Source organism: Tangfeifania diversioriginum (assembly GCF_900141875.1).
Taxonomy (GTDB): domain Bacteria; phylum Bacteroidota; class Bacteroidia; order Bacteroidales; family Prolixibacteraceae; genus Tangfeifania; species Tangfeifania diversioriginum.
Map to the genome: position 1 here is coordinate 17,769 of NZ_FQZE01000004.1, position 22,244 is coordinate 40,012.

The 22,244-nt window shown below is 40.1% G+C and carries 14 protein-coding genes; 6 read left to right on the forward strand and 8 right to left on the reverse strand.

Annotation, left to right across the window (positions count from 1 at the left end; translation table 11 throughout):
* Window positions 1-4: 4 nt before the first annotated feature.
* Complete coding sequence (locus BUC07_RS03445) at window positions 5-2,500, reverse strand: endonuclease MutS2 (protein ID WP_073165605.1); 2,496 nt, start codon at window positions 2,498-2,500, stop codon at window positions 5-7.
* A 176-nt stretch (window positions 2,501-2,676) separates the two neighbouring features.
* A complete protein-coding gene (locus BUC07_RS03450) occupies window positions 2,677-4,389 on the reverse strand; it encodes an alanine/glycine:cation symporter family protein (RefSeq protein ID WP_073165608.1) in 1,713 nt (570 codons plus the stop codon).
* 105 nt (window positions 4,390-4,494) lie between these two features.
* Between BUC07_RS03450 and BUC07_RS03455 the strand changes: the two genes are divergently transcribed.
* Window positions 4,495-4,743, forward strand: coding sequence for a hypothetical protein (locus tag BUC07_RS03455; protein WP_073165611.1), 249 nt, complete (start codon window positions 4,495-4,497; stop codon window positions 4,741-4,743).
* A gap of 55 nt (window positions 4,744-4,798) precedes the next feature.
* Here the strand turns inward: BUC07_RS03455 and BUC07_RS03460 are convergent, their stop codons facing one another.
* Complete coding sequence (locus tag BUC07_RS03460; RefSeq protein WP_073165614.1) at window positions 4,799-6,934, reverse strand: Tex family protein; 2,136 nt, start codon at window positions 6,932-6,934, stop codon at window positions 4,799-4,801.
* A gap of 170 nt (window positions 6,935-7,104) precedes the next feature.
* Window positions 7,105-7,350 (reverse strand): hypothetical protein, encoded by a 246-nt coding sequence (locus BUC07_RS03465; protein WP_073165617.1) that lies wholly within the window; start codon window positions 7,348-7,350, stop codon window positions 7,105-7,107.
* A gap of 410 nt (window positions 7,351-7,760) precedes the next feature.
* On the opposite strand from BUC07_RS03465, the gene BUC07_RS03475 reads away from it, so the two are divergent.
* The 5 genes from BUC07_RS03475 to BUC07_RS03495 all read left to right on the forward strand — a co-directional run bounded on the left by BUC07_RS03475 (window position 7,761) and on the right by BUC07_RS03495 (window position 19,016).
* Window positions 7,761-12,065 (forward strand): CHAP domain-containing protein, encoded by a 4,305-nt coding sequence (locus BUC07_RS03475; protein WP_073165623.1) that lies wholly within the window; start codon window positions 7,761-7,763, stop codon window positions 12,063-12,065.
* A gap of 23 nt (window positions 12,066-12,088) precedes the next feature.
* Window positions 12,089-15,766 carry a fibronectin type III domain-containing protein gene (locus tag BUC07_RS03480; protein WP_073165625.1) on the forward strand — a complete coding sequence of 1,226 codons (3,678 nt, stop codon included), beginning with the start codon at window positions 12,089-12,091 and terminating at the stop codon, window positions 15,764-15,766.
* A 246-nt stretch (window positions 15,767-16,012) separates the two neighbouring features.
* Window positions 16,013-17,353, forward strand: coding sequence for a signal recognition particle protein (gene ffh / locus BUC07_RS03485; protein WP_073165628.1), 1,341 nt, complete (start codon window positions 16,013-16,015; stop codon window positions 17,351-17,353).
* Window positions 17,354-17,610: 257 nt separating this feature from the next.
* Window positions 17,611-18,486 carry a bifunctional methylenetetrahydrofolate dehydrogenase/methenyltetrahydrofolate cyclohydrolase FolD gene (folD, locus tag BUC07_RS03490; RefSeq protein ID WP_073165631.1) on the forward strand — a complete coding sequence of 292 codons (876 nt, stop codon included), beginning with the start codon at window positions 17,611-17,613 and terminating at the stop codon, window positions 18,484-18,486.
* Window positions 18,487-18,635: 149 nt separating this feature from the next.
* Window positions 18,636-19,016: a DUF3276 family protein gene (locus BUC07_RS03495; RefSeq protein ID WP_073165634.1), complete on the forward strand. Its 381-nt coding sequence runs from the start codon at window positions 18,636-18,638 to the stop codon at window positions 19,014-19,016.
* Between the two features lie 23 nt (window positions 19,017-19,039).
* On the opposite strand, the gene BUC07_RS03500 is transcribed toward BUC07_RS03495, so the two are convergent.
* From BUC07_RS03500 to crcB, 4 genes are all read right to left on the reverse strand, one after another.
* Window positions 19,040-19,642 (reverse strand): MarC family protein, encoded by a 603-nt coding sequence (locus tag BUC07_RS03500; RefSeq protein ID WP_073165637.1) that lies wholly within the window; start codon window positions 19,640-19,642, stop codon window positions 19,040-19,042.
* Window positions 19,643-19,861: 219 nt separating this feature from the next.
* On the reverse strand, window positions 19,862-21,163 hold the full coding sequence (gene eno, locus BUC07_RS03505; protein ID WP_073165640.1) for a phosphopyruvate hydratase: 1,302 nt from the start codon (window positions 21,161-21,163) through the stop codon (window positions 19,862-19,864).
* Window positions 21,164-21,423: 260 nt separating this feature from the next.
* Complete coding sequence (locus BUC07_RS03510; RefSeq protein ID WP_073165643.1) at window positions 21,424-21,783, reverse strand: DUF190 domain-containing protein; 360 nt, start codon at window positions 21,781-21,783, stop codon at window positions 21,424-21,426.
* A 10-nt stretch (window positions 21,784-21,793) separates the two neighbouring features.
* Entirely contained in the window at window positions 21,794-22,174 is a 381-nt protein-coding gene (gene crcB, locus BUC07_RS03515; protein WP_073165645.1) for a fluoride efflux transporter CrcB, read from the reverse strand.
* Between the last annotated feature and the right edge of the window lie 70 nt (window positions 22,175-22,244).

Genomic DNA, 22,244 nt, shown 5'->3' on the forward strand with positions numbered 1-22,244 from the left:
AAAATTACAATGCCAGATTTACCACGGTAATTCCGGCACCGCCAAAATCCACATGTTCGTCTTTAAATGTGCGTACCATCGGTTCCGAGCGAAGGTAATTCCGGATGGTTTCTTTCAAAATGCCTGTGCCTTTCCCATGAAGAATGCGCAGTTGCGAAACTTCAAGCATGATGGCTTCGTCGATAAACTCCTGAATGTTTTGAATCGCTTCATCTGCTCGCTGCCCGCGAATATCGATTTCGGGTTTGAAACTCAGCCGCCGTTCCATCAGGTTACTTCCGGCTAAGTGCGAACCTCCCTGTTTTTGTCCTTTCTCCAGTTTCTTTGCCTCATTGCTACTCAGTCGTTCCACCTGTTTGCGGGGAAGTGTGGTAATCATCTGCCCGAATGCTACCACTGCGTTCTTCTCATTCAGCTCAATCAGTTCGCCGGCAGTCTCTTGTCCTTTTATCTTGACTTTGTCGCCGGGTTTTAATTCTATCTGCTTTTCAGGTTCTTTTTTTGGAACCTTATTTTTAGATTCTTGTGGCCGGCGTTGATTTCGTTTTTCTTCCCTGCGGCGGAGTTTTTCCATTTTTGTAGCAATCCGGCTGTCGGTTTCATCCGATTTTTTGGCAACTTCATTTTTTAGCTTGCCCAGTTTTTCGCGTGCCTGTTTGGTTTTTTCTTTGTCGGCTTGTGCTTTTTTTATTTCCTGAATGGTATTTTCAATTCGTTTGTTTACGCTTGCCAGCAGCGCGTCGGCTTCTTCACGCGCTTTTTTCATGATTTCCTTGCGCTGATTCTGGATTTCTTTTAGCTCTTCCGCGTAATTGACTGCTGTATCGTCGAGGATTTTTTCCACCTTCCTGATTTTTTGCCGCTTGGTTTCCCAGTAGCGTTTGTCGCGGTTTATTTTGCGCAGGTTCCGATCAAAATCGATGTGTTTTTTGCCGACTTTGTTGGTGGCGGTTTCCAGAATTTCCTCCGGCAGCCCGATTTTCCGGGCAATTTCAAAAGCAAACGAACTGCCCGGTTTCCCAATTTCAAGTTTGAAAAGCGGGTTCATGTGCTGCGAATCGTATAACATGGCACCGTTTATAATTCCATCGGTGGCTGAAGCAAAGTGTTTCAGGTTGGTGTAGTGCGTAGTAATTACGCCAAAAGTGCGCAGGCGGTTTAGTTCGCCAAGGATCGATTCGGCTATGGCACCGCCCAACATCGGTTCAGTTCCTGAGCCAAATTCATCAATCAGAATTAATGTTCTTTCGTTGCAGTTCTTCACAAAATATTTCATGTTCATCAGGTGCGAACTGTAGGTGCTCAAATCGTTTTCCAGCGACTGCTCATCGCCGATGTCGATAAAAAGCTGGCTGAAAATTCCGGTTTTGCTCCCTTCCTGCAGCGGAATTAACAAACCACACTGCAGCATGTATTGCAACAATCCCACTGTTTTCAGGCAAACCGATTTACCTCCCGCATTCGGTCCTGAAATCAACAGGATATGATTTTGCGTGTCGAGCTGGATATCAAGTGGTACAATTTTGCGGTTCTCTTTTTTTAGCGCTTTTTGCAAAAGCGGATGCACTGCCTGCTGCCACTGAATAGTAGTAGTGTCATCTATTTCAGGGCGAATGCCGTCGAACTCAACTCCCAGCAGTCCTTTGGCACGTATAAAATCTATTTCGCCGAGAAATTCGTAGGAGTAAAACAGATCTTCTAAGTAGGGACGGATGTCGTTTGAAAAATCGGTGAGGATGCGCACCACCTCGCGGCGTTCGGCATATTCCAGTTCGCGGATTTCGTTGTTCATCTCCACAATTTCGTTGGGTTCCACATACGACGTTTTGCCGGTGCCCGACTCGTCGTAAACAATGCCTTTTATTTTGCGTTTGTTCGATGCCAGAACCGGAATCACCGCCCGGCCGTCGCGGATGGAAACCGATGCCTCTTCATCCACCAGCCCGTCTTTCTGGGCCTGTTTCAAAATGGCGTGCAGTCGTTTCGACATGTTTGAATTCAGCGATAAAATACTTTTCCGTATTTGCGCCAGTTCGGGCGATGCATTGTCGCGGATTTTTCCAAACTTGTTGATGATGGTGTCGATGCGATCGTAAATGTACGGAAAAACTTGCACCCGTTCAGTTTTCTTTTTCAGCAGCGGGAATACTTCTTCTTCCTGTTTTTGAAAAAATTGCACGATGGCACGCACTGCCTCCAGCGAGCGTTTCAGGTCGAACAGTTCGGCGGGCTCCAGGAAACGGCCTTCAATCTTAATTTTCTGAAGTGCCGGGCGCAAATCGTAAAAATGGTTGGCCGGAAAATTTTCAAACTCGCGAATGATACGGCAGAATTCGGTTACCTCGCTTAACTGGTTCGTGACAACTTCAAACTTATCCTGAAACTGCATGTCATCCACCCATTCGTTTCCCATGGTACTGATGCACTTGTTGCGCAACATCTCACGGATGCGGTCGAACCCAATCTTTTCCTCAAAATGTTCAGGATAAATTTTTTGCATGGCTATAAATTTCAGCGCAAAAATAGGGAATTTTTAGTATTCAGTCACAGTCGCAGTTTTCAGAAAGAAAAACAGGTTAAAAATTTGCTTATAAATTCAAAAATCAATTGTAAAGATGAAAGGCCGTTCATCTCTTTTACTGTTAAACTGAGACTGAGACTGAGACTGCCAACTTCCTAAAGTCCCCCCGAATTTTTCCCCGGAAAATGCTCGTGCCACTCTTGCCAGAAAAGTTTCACTTCCGATTTCATCTCTTTGTGCAGCGACAGAATACCAATCAGGTTGGGAATGGTCATCAGCGCAATGGTAATTCCCGAAAGTGTCCAAACAATGGTAGTATCAGTAAACGATGCGAGGAAAAACCCGATAACATAAATAATTCGGTAATAAATAACGCCTTTTATTCCGAACAAATAGGTGACCGCCCGGCCACCGTAATATGACCAGCTGATGGCTGTGGAAAATGCAAACATCAGCAACCCGATGGATACAATGTATTTCCCGTATTCGCCAAACCAACTACGGGTGAAGGCCACAGTGGTTAATGGCGCACTGTGCATCAACGATTTTCCGGAGAGTGTTACATTCTGTCCCGGTGTGAGGTTTCCATCAGCCAGTTCAATCGTTCCTGAATAAGGTTCATCATTCATCCAAACTTTCACATCTTCAGCCACTGAACGGGCATGAAGAATAGTTGGCTGGTTTTGAATTTCCCCATCAGAAACATTCAGCGTACCTGTAAATAGCGGCAAATCTTCTCTTTCCAGCAGGAAGTCGGCCAGTTGTTGTTTTTCCGTTTCATTGGTTTCCGAATAGTTTCCTTTGAGAACAATCATATCTACCGATTGGAACTGGTTCTCAATTTTTTCAGACCACACGCCCGATGATAAAATTACCAGTCCGGTGAGCGTGCAAATAATAATGGTATCGATAAACGGTTCGAGCAGTGCCACCAGTCCTTCCGAAACCGGTTCGTGGGCGCGTGCCGCGGCGTGGGCAATGGGCGCCGATCCCTGGCCAGCCTCGTTGGAAAACAACCCGCGGTTGACGCCCCGGTTAAATGCAAAGGCAATGCTGCCGCCCAGAAACCCTCCGGCTGCTGCTGACCCTGTAAATACATCGCCGATGATGGCAGAAATAGAAGGGATTATGTTATCATAATTGTAGGCGATTACTGCTATGGCCCCGATGAAATAAACCACAGCCATAATCGGCACCAGTCGGGAGGTAACTTTTGCAATGCGCTTGATTCCGCCCAGGATTACCATGGCCAGAAAAACCGAAAGTACCGCGCCGGTAAGGATGTGGTTCAGCCCGAATGTTTCGAACATGGAGTTGGCGATGCTGTTGATTTGCGGCAGGTTGCCGGTGCCAAACGACGAAAGTATGGTAGCCACGGCAAAAATAGCCCCCAGCCATTTTCCTGTGTTGATTACCTTTTTGTTTTTAAGTTGAATGTTGAGCCGCTTCCGCATGTAATACATCGGGCCGCCGGCAATTGAACCGTCTTCCGCTTTTTCGCGGTATTTGTGCGAGAGGGTGACTTCCACAAATTTGGTGGTCATACCTACGGCTGCGGTCACCAGCATCCAGAAAAGCGCTGCCGGTCCGCCCAGGTGAATGGCCAGTGCCACCCCGGCAATGTTTCCGGTGCCAACTGTTCCCGAGAGTGCAGTGGTAAGTGCCTGAAAATGTGAGGTGTCTCCTTCATCTCCTTCTTTGTCGAATTTTCCACGGACAATGCGCAGTGAGTGACGCAGGTAGCGGAATTGCGGGAATTTTAAATAAATGGTGAAAAACAGTCCGGTTCCGAGCAATAAAAAAACGAACCATTGCGATCCGCCGATAAATCCGTCAATAACTGAGAGAAAATCGTTGATTTGATTCATATCAGGCTAAGTTTTGTTTGCGCTAAAATAGCAATTGATCTAAAGAATAATTCTGATTGATAAAAAGATTTTTCATAAATTAGCTTCAAATTTAAAAAACAAGCCATGTTACCAAGATTTTTATTAGCCGACAATTCACTGGAAACACCCGACACTATTTTCGTTGTACACACCGAATCGCCCCGTTTTATTATTGAAGCCGACATTGATGATTTTTGGAGCAACCAGGTCATTCACTGGATTGACGGAGAGCCCGGAGACGAAGACACCGTGGGACAACTGATTGAGGAAGCTGAAGAGTTCCTGGAAAAAGAGTTTGAAAACGAAGAGTTTCTCGACGAGGAAGAAGATTAGTTTGTATTTATACCTTAAGTCATAGTTTCACTCAAAGTGAGGCTATGACTGTCCTTTAATCCTGCTCCACCCCTTTTAGTGAAAGCTGAATCCGTTTCCGTTCCACATCCACCTCTTTCACCCGCACTTTTACATGCTGGTGCAGTTTCACAATTTCATTCGGGTCGGAAATAAACCGGTCGGCCATTTCCGAAATGTGTATCAGCCCCGATTGTTTCACACCCACATCCACAAAAGCGCCAAATTTGGTGATGTTGTTCACAATTCCCGGCACTTCCATGCCTTCGCGCAAATCGTCAATGGAGAAAATACCGTCGGCAAATTCAAATACTTTTATCGGTTTCCGCGGGTCGCGACCGGGTTTGAGCAGTTCGTCTTTAATGTCGTTCAACGTGGGCAGCCCGGTTTCTTCAGTCACATATTTTTGAAGATCGATTTGATTTACCAGCTCTTCATTCTGAATTAAATCGCTGATGTTGCATTTCAAATCCGCTGCCATTTTTTTGACGATTAAATACGATTCGGGGTGCACTGCCGAGTTATCCAGCGGATTTTTGCCATCCGGAATTCGCAGGAATCCGGCAGCCTGTTCATAAGCTTTTGGTCCCATCCGGGAGACTTTTTTCAGTTCGTCGCGCGAGGCAAACAATCCATTTTCTTTCCGGGTTTCCACAATGTTTTCTGCCAGTTGCGGCCCGAGCCCTGAAATGTAATTCAGTAGGTGCTGACTGGCGGTGTTCAGGTTTACGCCCACTGCATTCACGCTTAGCTCGACTACTGAATCGAGGCTGTTTTTTAGTTTCTTCTGATCTACATCGTGCTGGTATTGGCCCACACCAATGCTTTTCGGATCGATTTTCACAAGTTCTGCTAGTGGATCCATCAAACGCCGACCGATGGAAACTGCGCCACGTACCGTTACATCATATTGTGGAAATTCCTTGCGCGCTACCGAGGAGGCAGAATACACCGAAGCGCCGTCTTCGTTCACCACATAAACGCGGATGTCGCGGTTGTAGCGCAACCGTTTTATAAATGCTTCGGTTTCTCTGCCGGCGGTTCCGTTGCCAATAGCAATCGCCTCAATCTGGTACATCTCCACCATTGTCGTGATTTTCTTGGCGGCCAGCTTTTTTTCTTCCTGTGGTTTATGTGGGTAAATATTTTCGTTGTGCAACAAGTTGCCTTGTTCGTCGAGGCAAACCACCTTGCAGCCGGTGCGGTAACCGGGATCGATAGCCAGTGTTCGTTTTTGTCCGAGTGGCGGTGCCAGCAACAATTGGCGCAAATTTTCCGCAAAAACACCAATTGCATCCTCGTCGGCTTTTTCTTTGGAAAGCTGCGAAAATTCGGTTTCTATGGAAGGTTCAATCAAACGTTTGTAGCTGTCTTTCACTGCCATTTCCACGTGGCGCGAACTTTCATTTTGTCCTTTTACAAAAAAGCGGGTGAGGTTTTCCAGCGGGCGGGTTTCATCGGGTTTTACCGAAACACGCAAAAATCCTTCCTTTTCGCCGCGGCGCATGGCCAGCAACCTGTGCGAAGGGCATTTCTTCAGCGGTTCGTTCCAGTCGAAATAATCGCGGTACTTGGCAGCTTCCTCCTCTTTTCCTTTGATCACTTTTGAAGTGATTACGGCCTCTTTTTCAAAGGCCCGCCGCACGATGTTTCGGGCTTTTTCGTTTTCGCTGATCCACTCCGCAATAATGTCGCGTGCCCCGGCCAGAGCATCTTCCGGGGTTTGAATGTCTTCGTTCAAGAACAACTGTGCTCTTGATTCCGGATCGCGTTCAAATTGTTTCATTACAATTTTTGCCAGCGGCTCCAATCCGCGCTCCCGGGCGATGGTAGCTTTGGTGCGCCGCTTGGGTTTGTAGGGGAGGTAAATATCTTCCAATTCAACCGGATCGTAGCAGTTTTGAATCCGGGTTTTCAGTTCGGGTGTCAGTTGTTCCTGTTCATCAATGGTTTTCAGAACGGTTTCCTTGCGTTTTTCCAGCTCCGTAAATTTTTCGTCTTGCTCTTTTATTTGCAAAACCTGCATTTCATCGAGGCTGCCGGTGCGCTCTTTCCGGTAGCGAGAGATAAACGGAACGGTTGCTCCTTCGTTCAATAATTCAATGGTGTTGGTAACCTGTTTTTCGCGGATGCCCAGTTGCCGGGCTATGATTTCGATAATTGTCTGATTCATTTAAATGCTGTTTTGTGCAAAGGTAGGAAAGATTTTTTGGAGCTGGTTTTTCTTTTATAGCAGTTACAGCGGGGCATGAATTCCTAAGTCATTTTTTTTGAAAATGAAAGTGAAAGTTTATTTTGATTGACGGAATTTTCTTATCCTGGAGCTTTTGCGACTGCTTTGAATTATGCTAAGAACAGTAATTTTTTTTGATTTTCCCATCGTTCTTTTGCCTGGTAAATGTCGGTTGTCGGAGACTCTTCAGCATATTCAATCCAGTTTTTAAAGTCATTCTCAGAAATAGCTTCGCCGGGCAAAGAATATGAATTGATATCCGGTTCATTCAGAATACGGATTAACTTATTTTTCTCCAGTTTTTTGAGTTCTTCCAATGAATCTTCACCTGTTATTTCTATTCTTATTGTTTGCATGATTACTCTATGTTTTGATTATCAGGAATTAGATGAAACTAATTCTGTTATTTACAATAATAATCTATTTTTTGAATATCAGAAAATCATTTATTGGTGAAACTTAGGAACAGCTAATTTTAAAAAAAAGGTAATGTCAGAATAATCCAATCATTTGTTTTTTAAGCTGAATCATTTTTTCTATTTTTATAAATTGATAATAAACACGAAACCAATACAAACCAAAACCGGTATGAAAAATCTTTTATTCTTCTTTTTTTTGTTTCCACAACTTCTGTTTGCCCAAAAAGTTATTGTCCTTTCCGTTAATCAGCCGCCCGAATTTGGTTTTTCGGTGAATAAAACCGATATCACTATTTTTTAAAGGTGTTTAATGAAACTATGTTTAATCTTCTATTGCATTTATATTCATGAAAAAGACTAAAACAAACCGATCTAAAAGAGTTTTGCTTGTTATTATTTTAATAATATTTTCAGTTAATTTGTCCTCACAAACTAAAGATTTTGCATATACAATAGGAACTTCAGACGATCAAATTCAACCAGGAACATCAAAATTGTTCTATGTTCAGGTTACAGGAATACCAAGTGGAGCGATAATTACAGATGTTCAAGCAAAATTTGACTACATAGCATATGGTGTCGTTCAGAATTATGTAAGTTGTAGATTTAATAAAGGAACTGACCCCGGTACTTATGGAGGTGTAAGCCTTGTTTCACAAGGAGATTTACCCGAAGGAAATCCTGGGTCATATGGTTATGTCTCAATGACTAATTGGAATAATCAAACCTCTATTAATACGAATTATTACTTTCGGTTTTTTCTTGAGTCTGGTTCAGAATATACTTGTACAATTAAAAAGGTTTATTTAAGAATTACTTATGCGCAACCTGACATAACAGTTATTTCTCCAAATGGTAATGAACTATTATATACCGGTTCAAATTATACAATTCAATGGAACAGTTCTAATGTTACTGGTAGTATTCAAATCGATTTATATAAAAGCAATACTAATATTCAACGACTTGCATCTAGTGCTTCAAATACAGGAACATATCCTTTCAATCCATCATCTTCATTGACAAATGGTAATGACTACAGAATAGGAATTAGTGCCATGAATGGCAGTGTTTGGGATTTTAGTGATTCATATTTTTCTATTATATCAATTAATCCACAAGTTGCGGTTTCACCCACAAGCGGGAGTGACGGGACCACGTTTACCCAGACAGGTTCGGGCTTTACCCCTGGCGGGACAGCCACGTTGTATTTTGACGGACCTGACGGTGCCACGAGCTTAACGAAGAGCGTCAACAGCAGCGGGGAGTACACCAACACCTGGACATGCGATGCCTGCCCAGACGGGGATTATAGTTACTATGCCAAGGACAACAGCAGCAATAAGACCAGCAACACCGTTCCCTTCAGTGTTTTCACAGCCAGCCCCCAGGTTGCGGTTTCACCCACAAGCGGGAGCGACGGGACCACGTTTACCCAGACAGGTTCGGGCTTTACCCCTGGCGGGACAGCCACGTTGTATTTTGACGGACCTGACGGTGCCACGAGCTTAACGAAGAGCGTCAACAGCAGCGGGGAGTACACCAACACCTGGACATGCGATGCCTGCCCAGACGGGGATTATAGTTACTATGCCAAGGACAACAGCAGCAATAAGACCAGCAACACCTTTACCTTCAGTGTTTTCACAGATGACAGCTTTCCTGAGTTTATTGATGTTGTTTTATCATCAGATGCAACTTTACCTGAAAAAATATATTTTAGTGGAACGGTAAAAGATGATTATGGACTGAAAAGCATAACAATAACCGTGAGCGGCCCTAATGTAACCGATTATGAAGCTTTTAGTGATCCCCTATCTGAAGAAACGGCACTGGATTTATCAAGTTATTATTTTGACAGCGGCAACCCGTACTATGCGAACACGGCGGGCAGCTATACTGTAACCCTGACCATTACCGACACCAAGGGGCAGACCCAATCACAAAGTTTTAATATTAACGTATCACAGGATAACCCACCGTCATTTTCGGGTGCAAGCCTTGCTTCAAGTGTGCAGTATCCCGATACGGTTTATTTTGAAGGTAGTGCAACGGACGATCATGGCCTGGAAAGCATAACAATGACCATAAGCGGGCCTAATGTAACCGATTATGAAGCTTTTAGTGAAACATTATCAGGTGAAAAAACACTTGATTTATCAAATTATTACTTTGACAGTAGCAATCCTGACTATGCAAACACCGCAGGGAGTTATACTGTAACCCTATCATTGAAAAATATAAATAATAAAACCACATCAAAAAATTTTAATGTTCAAGTTTTCCAGGAAACGACGCCTAATCTACCTGATTTAACAATTGAAGCATTTAACATTTCAGGTAATTTAGATAAAGGTCGTTCTTATCAAATACCTGTGCAGATTGAACTTAAAAACGGGTATTTATCAGAAGGAAGCTATGTTGATGCTAAATTGTTTTTATCAACCATAAATTATTTAGACAGCGATAAAACACTGTTATGGTCTAGTAATAACGAAAAACCTGATTTCCCAAATTCTGAATTAAATACATCTGGGAATGAAAATGTTAATGCGACAATAAAAGTTTCTGGTGATATAACTGTTGGAAACTATTTTATAATTGCGATTGTGGATGAAGTCAACTATCATCCCGAAAACAATGAAACAAACAATACAAGTGTTTATCCCATTTCAGTCAATGATCCGAATCAACCAATTGATGAACCAATTGATGATTATCCCGAAGTATATAAAAATTCAACCAGTTGCAGTGATGGTGATGATAAGTGTGTTGCAGATATCTGGGCTTTTTATCGCAGAGAATGTACATCATTTGTTTGCTGGCGGATTAACCGTGATTTAGGGCATACTCAATTGCAATCAACAGATCCTTTTAGAAATTATAGTGTTTTTGGAGAAAGCACACATTTAAGCCATGCAAAGAATTGGGCAGGCATATTGGAAGATTTAGGTTACAGAGTTGACGAAATGCCTCAAAAAGGTGCAATCGCACACTGGGATTATGGAACTTATGGACATGTCGCATATGTTCATTCAGTCAATGCTGATAATACAGTAAATATTGAAGAGTATAATTATAGTCTTACTGGTGAATATTCATATCGTAAAAATGTTAATGATGTACAACAATACATTCATATTTTAGAAGGCAAAATCGATGTAGACAATCCACCAACGTTTATTAATGCTTCTTTGCCCTACGAATATGAGATTCCTCAAAAAGAGTATTTTTCGGGTACTGTTAATGACGACAATGGCCTCCAAAGCATAACCATGCTGGTAAACGGGAAAAAAATTTTTACAAATGATCTTTCTGGTGCTACATCGCATGATTTATCAGGTTATTACTTTTCAAGTGGCGATAATAATTATGCAAACGAACCGGGTACTTACATGATTCAGTTAATGGTGACTGACACCAATAATCAAACAACCACTAAGGATTTTGATGCTGAGGTTATAGATTCTCCAAGTTTAGTTACTCAGCGAATTCCATTATATAAAGGTTGGAACTGGATTTCATTCAATGTTGAAAATTCGGATATGTCTGTTCAGTCAGTTATAAATTCTACAAAAACAAATAGTGATCAATTAAAATCTCAAACTGAAGCAACAACATTCTCAGGAAGCAATTGGTATGGAGTTCTGGATATGATTGATTGCGGTAAAATGTACATGCTAAATAGTCATTCCAGCGAACCAGGTGAAATAGTACTTTCTGGAAATGCTGCCGAATGTGGAACAATTGAGCTAACCGAAGGTGCAAATTGGATTGGTTTCTGCCCACAACGATCATTGAATATAAATAATGCACTTTCAGGATTAATATTCAATGACAATGATTACATCATGACTGAACCAAGTAAAGGAAAAACAGCAATATTTAGCGGTGGTACATGGTATCCTGAAAACTATACGATGTATCCTGGTTTTGGTTATAAACTAGTTGTCTCTCATTCGAATAGTTTCAATTATAATAATGAAGGAACCAAGTCCATAGTTTCCCTTAACGATGAAGGTTCAAGTGGTTGGAGTAATCCAACGGGATCGCAATATGTAATGGCCATTAATGCACAGGTAATGATCGACTCTCAGCTTATGGTTACGCCTAGCAGTTTATTAGGTGCGTTCAAAGATGATCAATGCCTTGGTTATAGTGAGATTTTTGATGGTCCTATTGGTAAACAGTTCATTGTAACTATTGGAACAAAAGAAAATAATCTAAATGATATTCAATTAAGATTATATGAACCTGAATTAAAAAGGGAGTTTATTTTGACCGATACGATTAAAATGGTTCCTGACAAAGTTATTGGTAGCATTACATCACCATTAATTTACAATTACGTAAATCCGACTAAAGCAAATCTGCTAAAAGTGGAGGATAAAATTTTAGTTTATCCAAATCCATTCGTCAAAGATATAAATCTGCAATTATATCTTACAATGCAAAGCAATGTGGTAATTCAACTGTATGATGTTGCTGGAAACCTTCATGCTTACATTAAGTTATATCTAAATCCAGGATTGAATACTGTAAATCTTAGCCAAAAAGGAATTTCAGCAGATGAGCTGAATCCGGGTATATATTTTATGAACGTTAACATCAATGGACAATATCAAGTCAAAAAGATTATTAAAACTCGCTAACTGTAATACTAAATAATACCGAGATGAGAAAAAGTACAATCGTCATAATATTATCCTTAACTGCATCTTTGGCATATCCACAACAACCGGGATGGTATGTGGATAAAGGATACCTCAACACAATGGTTGTGCATGCTGTAGTTAAACATCAGGATGCTGTACTTGATTCTGAAGGTAGTATGCTGGGGGCTTTTAAAAATGGTGTTTGTCGAGGATATACCAGTATTTTTGATGGACCGAATAACCGTCAGTTTCAATTAAGTATAGGTTCTGATTTAGCAACCGAGGATGATATTGAATTAAAGGTGTATGATAAAGAATCTAATCAAACCTACAATGTTGAAAGTAGAATTCAATTTGAAAAGGATGTAACGCTCGGAACAATCGAATCACCGCTTGTTTATTTCACATTCGCAAATTCTCCAAATCTTGATTTTATAGAGATCGGAAAATATAAATTTTATGGTGATAAAATAACTGAAATAACCAATTCAGAATATACTATTAAAGGGAATGTCCAAATTAATAATCATTTAAAAATCGACAGTGATATAACAGTTAAGACTGATGAATTAACAATAACAGGAAATGGAATTATATTTCTTGATAATATACCAATTTTTGAGACTGTTGACATATATGATGGAATTTTTGAATTAAAGCTTGCCGAGGGTTTAAGTTTTTCAAAATTCACACCTGAAAATATGGGCATAAAATTAAGTAAATTGCCAGTAATAGTGGAAAGCATCTACTTAATTGAGGAAGGGGTTTTAATAAATGGTGATTTAAAACTTCCGAAACTTTTTAACACGGTTGATGCGGAGATTACGACGCTTGAAGTAACCCGGCAGTATGGATTAAGGTTAATTGGTACTGTTTCACTGAAGGACATTAAAATTCACAGTGTTAAACTTGATACATTAGGATTAACATTTAATACCATAGATGATTATTTTTCTGCATCAGCTTATTTATCCACTCCTTTTTTTGGAATTGGAGCAACTTCAGAAATAATAGGTGGTAAAATGAACTATGTTCAAATAAATGCTGCTCTTCCTTATCCAATACCTTTTGCAACAACTGGTTTTTCAATTTCTGAGATTAACGGTGGAGTGGATGATCTTATTAATCCTCCGATAACTTTACTTGTAGGTATTGATCTTGTTCCAACAGTTCAAGGAAATTTCGAAATCGTCAAATTAAATGACTTATCACTTAGCTACACTTGGGGAAAAGAATTTTACGGTTCAGGAAGTTTGCAACTGTTTGATAAAGACATGGCGAATGTTGATTTAAGTATTCAACGAAATAAGGTTGCTTTTGGAGGAGATGTTTCATTATTTAATGTTTTTAATGGTAGTCTGGTTGCTTCAATTTTTAAAGAAAATAATTTGATTCTTGTAAATGGAAATCTTTGGGCTACTTTAAGTATACCGGCATTAGAAGGATTTCCATTTGATATTTTAAGCGGATTAGTTGGTCTTCCTCATGTTGTGGCCGAAACTGACAATTATCTTATAAATAATATTATAGCAGGTAATACAAAAATTCGCTGGTTCAATTTGAATTATAAAGCAGAATGGTCAGATAGAAAACTTAGTGTTGACTATGGAAGAGGATATGAAAATTGGAATGAAATTTTGTTTGGAGATGAAAATTTACTAAAACTTAAAAATGCTTCTTTGAATCGTTTTGAAGGCCAAAGCCTTATTTTAAACTCTCGCACAGTTCAAAAAGGTTTAAAAAGTTCATCTACTAAATTTGAACAGGTGTATTCGCTGCAACAAAATTCACCAACCATGATTATTCGATTTGAACAACAAGGCCAAATGCCTGATTGTAGTATCAAACTGCCAGATGGATCGGTGGTTTCAAAATCTACGGTAAATAACACAAATCAATTTTATACAGAAAATGAAACAGAAAATAAGATTTTCTTTCAATTTGATGATCCTCCAACTGGAGAGTGGACAATAATTGCAGAAAATATGAATGAAGATATCTTTGTTGATGTAATAGGAGCTGAAATGAATTCTTCCCTGATGCTTGATTCTATTGAGAAAAGTCAAAATGAGATAATTATTCCTTATCGTGGCATTTCAAAAAACAATGCACAATTATCTCTATACTATGACGATGATAACATTGGTTTTAACGGGATTAAAATAGATGAAATAAATTTGGAACAGGAAATAGATAAATACCAATGGAATACTTCAAAAATCTCAAATGGTGCGTATTTTATTTATGGAGTACTTGATGATAATGTAAATGCACCTATCAAAGTTTATGCACCCAATTCGATTCGAATAGAAAGTGAAAATGCACCTAGTCCACCATATGATTTAAATTATATTCTACAAAATGACACCCTAAAACTGCAGTGGAAATATTCTCAAAACGAGGATGTAAATTTTAATGTATATTATAGTGAAAATGATCAGTTTTTAAATACAACAAATTCATTTAATGCAGGAAAAAAGAACCATCTTTTATTGTCAGAACTGATTTCGGGGAAAATATATCATTTTTCAGTTTCAGCAATTAATGAGAATAATGTGGAAAGTAAACTTTCAACAAGTATCAAAGTGACATATCATAAAAAGAATCAGAATAATCCGCCAAATATTAATGAAGTAATCACTCCAGGTTTTGTTTATGTTGACTCAATATTTTTAGGTCAAATTTATGCCAATGATGCAGATGGAGATCAGCTAATCTTTTACACGTATGAAGCCCCTGAAAATTTAAAAATTGATAATTATGGAGTTATAAATTGGCAGCCGACGAAAGAAGATATTGGATTTCATACTTTTTATGTTTTTGTTTCCGATGAGCACAACACTCAAGACAGTGCCAAAATAACAATTACCGTTAAAGACAATATAGTAAGTCTGCCCGAAATTGGGATAAATAAATCTCATTTCACAAGTAATTGTGATTTACCAGTAATAAGTCTTTATGATCTAATGTTGAATAACAATGAAACAGCAGTAGATAGTGTATTCATTAAAATAAAATCAGGTAAAAAATCATACCAACATTTATTATACGAAGAGAGTATGCACTCACAGAATTTTCGAGGAATATTAAAACTGAAAGAAATTAGGGAAAAGCTCAATTTGAATTCCGTAGATACAATAATGATTTCCTATACAAATTATGACTACGCAACTTCCGATTCAGTATTAATTTCAATTTCCAACAAATTTGACGACGATTTAATTGATATAAGTGGAAGCTTTGTCTTAAATTCAGAAGAAGACCTAAAAGTAAGTGCAAAAGATGGGTTTTATTCATACACTTGGTTTAAGGATAGTATGGAGGTTTCCACTGAAAGGGAATATTATATTACCTCGACAGGGACTTACTTTGTTAAAATTGAAGATCAGTATGGTTGTAGTGCTTATTCTGAATCCATAACAGTTACATATACTGGCACCAATAGTTTAGATGAAACCAATGATTTTTTAATCCATTTTAATCAAGCTATAAAACAATTAACTATTGAAAACCATTCAAGATATCAAAATAATGCTTATGTTATTATAAGCAATAGTAACGGACAAATATTGGTTCAAGAAGAAATGTTAAAATTCAATTATATTAATTTGAAAAAGTATTCAACAGGATTTTACAATATCTCTATATTTTTGAAAAATAGGGTATTATTTCAAAAGTCATTAATTATAGTTAGATAAATAAATTAACGTCAATGTCATTTATTCATAAATTCATAAAAAAGGAAGTTTCCTAAATTGAGCAGGATAATATGGAATATTCTGCTCGTATCCCATCTTTATCCTGCAAAATGTTTCGAATTCTTTAGCACTTCCGGATATTCTTCAGTCAAAATGCAATTTCCAAAAAGTTTCCCTGCAACCTTTTACATTCAACTTTAAACTTGTATTTTTGGGACTCATTTTCAAATAGAAAAATTATAACAGATGTTTGACAATTTAACTGACAGGCTGGAGCAATCGTTTAAGATGCTGAAAGGGCAGGGGATGATTACCGAAATCAATGTGGCGGAAACATTGAAAGATATCCGCCGCGCTTTGCTCGATGCCGATGTTAACTTTAAAATAGCAAAGCAATTTACCGATGATGTAAAAGAAAAGGCGCTTGGTCAGCAGGTACTTACTGCGGTGAAGCCGGGCCAGCTGATGGTAAAAATTGTAAAGGATGAGCTGACCCAACTGATGGGAGGCGAAACTGCCGAAATCGAACTGACCGGCTCGCCTTCAGTTATTTTGATGGCCGGTTTGCAGGGGTCTGGTAAAACAACATTTTCCGGGAAACTGGCGAACATGCTCAAACGCAAAAAAGGTCGCCATCCGTTGCTGGTTGCAGGCGACGTTTACCGTCCGGCAGCGATTGACCAGTTGAAAGTAGTGGGCGAACAAATTGATGTGCCGGTTTACACCGAAGACGGAAATAAAGATCCGGTGAAAATAGCCAAAGCGGCCATTAAAGAAGCCAAAACCAAAGGCCACGACGTGGTGATTATTGACACCGCCGGTCGTTTGGCTATTGATGAGCAGATGATGAAAGAAATTTCATCGATTAAAAATGCGGTGGAACCCGACGAGATTTTGTTTGTGGTGGATGCCATGACCGGCCAGGACGCGGTAAACACAGCCAAGGAATTTAACGACACGCTCGATTTTGACGGCGTGGTACTTACTAAACTCGATGGTGATACCCGCGGAGGTGCAGCGCTTTCAATTCGTTCGGTGGTAGAAAAGCCCATCAAATTTGTAGGTACCGGCGAAAAAATGGATGCCGTGGATGTATTTCATCCTACACGTATGGCCGATCGTATTCTTGGGATGGGCGACGTTGTTTCGCTGGTAGAAAAAGCCCAGGAACAGTTCGACGAAGGCGAAGCCCGGAAACTGCAAAAAAAGCTGGCGAAAAACACTTTTAATTTCGACGATTTCCTGAAACAAATCAACCAGATTAAGAAAATGGGCGATTTGAAAGATGTGGTTTCCATGATTCCGGGAATGGGGAAAGCCATGAAAAACATGGACCTCGACGATGATGCATTTAAACATATTGAAGCCATCATCCACTCAATGACACCCGAAGAACGTGAAAATCCGGCAGTGATTAACGGCAGCCGTCGCAAACGAATTGCCAATGGTTCGGGAACTAACATACAGGAAGTAAACCGCTTGCTGAAACAATTTGCGGAAACCCGAAAAATGATGAAAGCCGTTTCGCAGGGCAAAAATGTGCAGCGCATGATGGGAGGAATGAAGCAGCCGGGAAGACGTTTTTAGTTGAGCGAAAATTAAATTGTAAGTTTTGAATTTTATTAAAATACCAATAGACAAAAAACAAATATCAAATAAATTACAATGTTCAATTTTTAAAATTCCAAAATTTTTGAAATAGTTGTGTTTTTGAAATTGATTTTTGGTGTTTGATTATTATTTGTGTTTTGTGATTTGCTTAATTGTTATTTTGCATTTTGCTTAAATAGTCTAATTTTAAAATACAACTTTGTTATTTGCAGGGTTGTTTCAAAATAAAAACTATGGAACTGATTGACGGGAAAAAAGTGGCAGCAGAAATGAAGCAGGAAATTGCTGCGAAGGTTGCCAAACTTAAGGAACAAGGCGGAAAAACACCTCACCTCGCTGCTGTTTTGGTTGGCCACGATGGCGGCAGCGAAACCTACGTTGCTTACAAAATTAAAGATTGTGAGGCGGTGGGGTTTAAATCGTCGCTCGTTCGGTTTGAAGATGACGTGACCGAAGAAGAGCTGCTTGCCAAAGTTGATGAACTGAACAACGATGACGACATCGACGGTTTTATTGTTCAACTGCCACTTCCCGCGCATATCAATGACCAGAAAGTAATTGAGGCCATCAACCCCAAAAAAGATGTAGATGGCTTTCATCCGGAAAATTTAGGTCGCATGGTAATTGGAATGCCCGCGTTTGTTTCTGCCACACCGTTTGGAATTGTTGAACTGTTGAACCGCTACAATGTTGAAACCAGCGGAAAAAACTGCGTGATTGTTGGCCGCAGTAACATTGTTGGTCGCCCGCTGAGTATCCTGATGTCGCAGAAAGCCAATAACTGCACGGTTACGGTTGCCCACAGCCGCACCAAAAACCTGGAAGAACTATGCCGAAGCGCCGATATTCTGGTGGCTGCCATCGGTTCGCCCGAATTTGTGAAGGGCAACATGGTAAAAGAGGGGGCCGTAGTTGTTGACGTGGGAACCACCCGCGTAAAATCAGACAAAACAAAATCGGGCTGGAAACTGAAAGGAGATGTTTTGTTCGACGAGGTTGCTCCACGGTGTTCATTTATTACTCCTGTTCCAGGTGGAGTTGGCCCTATGACAAGGGTTTCGCTTTTGCACAACACCCTGCTCGCTGCAACTAATCAAATTTACCGGTAAATTCTCAGAAATTAGAATCAGTATAAATTAGTTTTCAAATGAACATAATCCCTGGAAATGGAACCCGATTATTGATTTTCAACCGGAATAATTGAATTATTTTTCTATTTTTGAATAACTAACTTGAATAAAATCGAAAATTAAGAAGAATGGAAAGGGTTGACAGTAAGGAAGAAAAGCAAAAGACTGACGAAAAATTCAGGCAGGAAATTTATTCAAATGTGATTAGGGCAGGAAAAAGAACTTATTTTTTCGATGTAAAAAGTACCCGAAACGATGAGTATTATTTAACCATTACCGAAAGTAAAAGAAGGTATTCCGAAAACGGTAAATTTCACTACGAAAAACACAAAGTATTTCTTTATCAGGAAGATTTCGACAAGTTTACCGATAGTTTGACTGACGTAATTAAGTTCATAAAAGAGAACCAGCCCGGAGAGAAAATAGAGAGCCGTGAAACCGAAGAGGTAACCGTTGACAGTGAAGAAAAGGGGAAAGATTTTACCGATGTCGATTTTGAAGATATTTAGTTAATTCTTTCTGTATTTACCTATCACAGAACAAACATGTTCTGGATTCCTGTTAAAACCATATTGATCCCAATTGCACCAATGAAAAATCCGTTTAACCGGAGTAAAACTTCCATGTTTTTATCGAAAGCGGTTTTGAACTTTCTGCCGTCAATGGAATCGCGAAACCTTTTTAACGTATAAAGGGTAAGAAAATTTACCCCAAAAATGATAACCAGGGAAAGAGCTCCAATTACAATCGAGTGTTTCTGCGATAGCAAAATACTGAGTGAAATTGTCCCGGCGCCAACCATAAACGGAAGCGCAATTTCGGAGGCCAGATCGTCGAGGTTTTCCTTGATCATGATCAAGGCTTTCTGGCCGCGAACAATGAAAAAGTAGGCATAAGAAAAAATTATAATCCCGCCGAAAATGCGAAACGATTCAAAGTCAATCTGAAACACTTTTCTGAAAATTGAATCGCCCAGAAAAAAGAACGCCAGGCATATTGCAAATGAAATAAGCGTGGCTTTAAATATTACCCGCATAAAACTTTTATGTGGCAAATCTTTTCGGATTGGTTCCAGGTATAGAAACAATGCAAAGGGGTTGAGCATAACCAGTATTTCAATAATCGACGAAATCATAAAGCGGTCTGTTTTCTTTTTATACTTCTTTTAACCGGCATTCAAATTACATTTATAAACCGGTTTTAATTTTTGCAAATGTAAATTGAAATTTCAGCTTTACAAGCAAGTTTTTCATTCTGTTAAAAAAAACACAAAAAAATCCCTGAGGAAATTTTGAAACCCTCAGGGATAATTAGTTATTCGGTTAAAAGAGAGCGGCTGAAAACCGCATTACTTTTATTTTTTGTAGATTTTTTTGTAACCGTAAATTGCGCTTTCGCCCAGTTCTTCTTCAATGCGAAGCAACTGGTTGTATTTTGCCATACGGTCGGAGCGGCTCAGTGAACCGGTTTTAATCTGACCAGAGTTGGTAGCCACAGCAATGTCGGCAATGGTTGCATCTTCTGTTTCGCCCGAGCGGTGCGATGTAACTGAAGTGTAACCTGCGCGGTGCGCCATTTCAATGGCATCCAGAGTCTCGGTCAATGTACCAATCTGGTTTACTTTAATCAGGATGGAGTTGGCAGCGCCCATTTCAATACCTTTTTGCAGGTATTCCACGTTGGTTACAAACAGGTCGTCGCCAACCAGCTGGCACTTGTCGCCAATAGCCGCGTTCAGTTTTACCCAGCCGTCCCAGTCGCCTTCGTCCATTCCGTCTTCAATAGAGTCTATCGGGAATTTTTCTACCAATTCCGCAAGGTAAGCAGCTTGTTCTTCCTGGTTACGTTTTGCACCATCTTCGCCTTCAAATTTAGCGTAGTTGTACACGCCGTTTTCGAAGAATTCAGAAGCAGCACAGTCCAGTGCAATTGAAACGTCGCCACCATCTTCGGCTCTGCCTGGTTTGTAGCCGGCATTTTTAATGGCTTCGATGATGCTGTTCAGTGCATCTTCGGTTCCTTCCAGTTCTGGAGCAAAGCCACCTTCGTCGCCAACTGCAGTGCTCAGATTGCGACCTTTCAATACTTTTTTCAGGCTGTGGAATACTTCGGCACCCATTCGCAATCCTTCGCGGAAAGAAGAAGCGCCAATGGGGCGAATCATAAATTCCTGGAATGCAATCGGTGCGTCGGAATGTGAACCGCCGTTAATGATGTTCATCATCGGAACCGGCAAAGTTTTTGCGTTGGTTCCGCCAATGTAGTGGTACAACGGAACACCGGCAAATTCAGCAGCAGCTTTTGCAACAGCGAGTGAAACACCCAAAAGTGCGTTGGCTCCCAATTTCGATTTTGTTTTGGTACCGTCGAGTTCCAGCAGTTTGTTGTCAACTGCAACCTGGTCGGTGGCATCCATGCCCACCAATTCTTTGGCTATAATTTCGTTTACATTGTCAACCGCTTTCAGTACACCTTTTCCAAGGTAACGGTTTTTATCGCCGTCGCGTAGTTCCAGCGCTTCGTTTTCGCCGGTTGATGCTCCTGATGGTACAGCAGCACGGCCAAAGGCGCCGCTTTCGAGAAGTACTTCTACTTCTATGGTTGGATTACCGCGAGAATCCAGAATTTCTCTTGCTCTAATGTCGCTAATTAACATGGTGAATTGTTTTTATTGTTTAACTTATTATTTGTTTTTGTCAGAAAACCAGAAAGTTAATTCTGATTCGCAAAATGCAGTTCAAAGATAGTAAAATGTTTGCTTTGGTGTAAAAGAGCGGTTCAACGGATTTTCAATATTTCATATAGTGTTAACCTGATGCGGGCGCAGTGGTTTCTGTTCCGCTGATTTAAAATCCCTAAGTAGAGAATTGTTCTAACAAAAAAGTTTACGGTTCCATATACTTACCGCCAATCTGCTCATTTCCTGTATTTATCCCCAACCTCGTAACGCAACACATCCACTTCCTGGTAGGTTACTAAACCACCCCGTTTGCTTTGTTTCATCAGGTTTGAAACAGTTTCAGCAAACTCGTCAAGGTTTTCTTTAGTGTCCACAATTTCAATTGAAACCGGCATGTCTTCCGACAAAGCAAATATTTTTAGGGTGTGAATGGAATGACTGGCACCAAACGACATGATTCCTTTAAAAACTGTGGCACCTGCCAGTCCGGCTTTCCGTGCTTCAAAAACAATCTCTTCATACAACGGGCGACTGTGGATTTTATCCGATTCGCCCACGTAAACTTTCAGCATTCCTGCTTTACCTGAAATTTCCATGATATTTGATTTAAAATATTACCCGTACCAGTAATACGCCTAAATACACTGCAAGGATTCCTAAAAACAGACTTCCGAAAACATTCAGAAAAAAAGGACCGAAAGTGTTTTCTTTCAGCATGGTGAAATTGTTGTAGGCAAACGATGAAAAAGTAGTGAACCCGCCGCAAATTCCCACTGCCAGAAACATACGCCATTCGGCACTCATCAGGTTTCCTTTTCCGGCAAGGGCGAAGACAACTCCAATAATAAAACTACCAACAATATTCGCGACCAGTGTTCCGTAAGGAAATGTACTGCTCATATCTCTTTCCACAAAAATCTGAACCAGGTAGCGCATGACGCTTCCGATAAAACCTCCGGTGCCAACCAGTAATATAGTACGTAACATTTGCTTGTAATTTCAGATTGCAAAAATAACAGGCCTGTAAATTTTATGTCAGAATACTTTTTTAATGTGC

Excerpts from the sequence above, each read along its gene's own strand:
- BUC07_RS03445 (WP_073165605.1), bottom strand. The coding sequence starts at position 2,500 with ATGCAAAAAATTTATCCTGAACATTTTGAGGAAAAGATTGGGTTCGAC.
- BUC07_RS03450 (WP_073165608.1), bottom strand. The coding sequence starts at position 4,389 with ATGAATCAAATCAACGATTTTCTCTCAGTTATTGACGGATTTATCGGC.
- BUC07_RS03455 (WP_073165611.1), top strand. The coding sequence starts at position 4,495 with ATGTTACCAAGATTTTTATTAGCCGACAATTCACTGGAAACACCCGAC.
- BUC07_RS03460 (WP_073165614.1), bottom strand. The coding sequence starts at position 6,934 with ATGAATCAGACAATTATCGAAATCATAGCCCGGCAACTGGGCATCCGC.
- BUC07_RS03465 (WP_073165617.1), bottom strand. The coding sequence starts at position 7,350 with ATGCAAACAATAAGAATAGAAATAACAGGTGAAGATTCATTGGAAGAA.
- BUC07_RS03475 (WP_073165623.1), top strand. The coding sequence starts at position 7,761 with ATGAAAAAGACTAAAACAAACCGATCTAAAAGAGTTTTGCTTGTTATT.
- BUC07_RS03480 (WP_073165625.1), top strand. The coding sequence starts at position 12,089 with ATGAGAAAAAGTACAATCGTCATAATATTATCCTTAACTGCATCTTTG.
- ffh (WP_073165628.1), top strand. The coding sequence starts at position 16,013 with ATGTTTGACAATTTAACTGACAGGCTGGAGCAATCGTTTAAGATGCTG.
- folD (WP_073165631.1), top strand. The coding sequence starts at position 17,611 with ATGGAACTGATTGACGGGAAAAAAGTGGCAGCAGAAATGAAGCAGGAA.
- BUC07_RS03495 (WP_073165634.1), top strand. The coding sequence starts at position 18,636 with ATGGAAAGGGTTGACAGTAAGGAAGAAAAGCAAAAGACTGACGAAAAA.
- BUC07_RS03500 (WP_073165637.1), bottom strand. The coding sequence starts at position 19,642 with ATGATTTCGTCGATTATTGAAATACTGGTTATGCTCAACCCCTTTGCA.
- eno (WP_073165640.1), bottom strand. The coding sequence starts at position 21,163 with ATGTTAATTAGCGACATTAGAGCAAGAGAAATTCTGGATTCTCGCGGT.
- BUC07_RS03510 (WP_073165643.1), bottom strand. The coding sequence starts at position 21,783 with ATGGAAATTTCAGGTAAAGCAGGAATGCTGAAAGTTTACGTGGGCGAA.
- crcB (WP_073165645.1), bottom strand. The coding sequence starts at position 22,174 with ATGTTACGTACTATATTACTGGTTGGCACCGGAGGTTTTATCGGAAGC.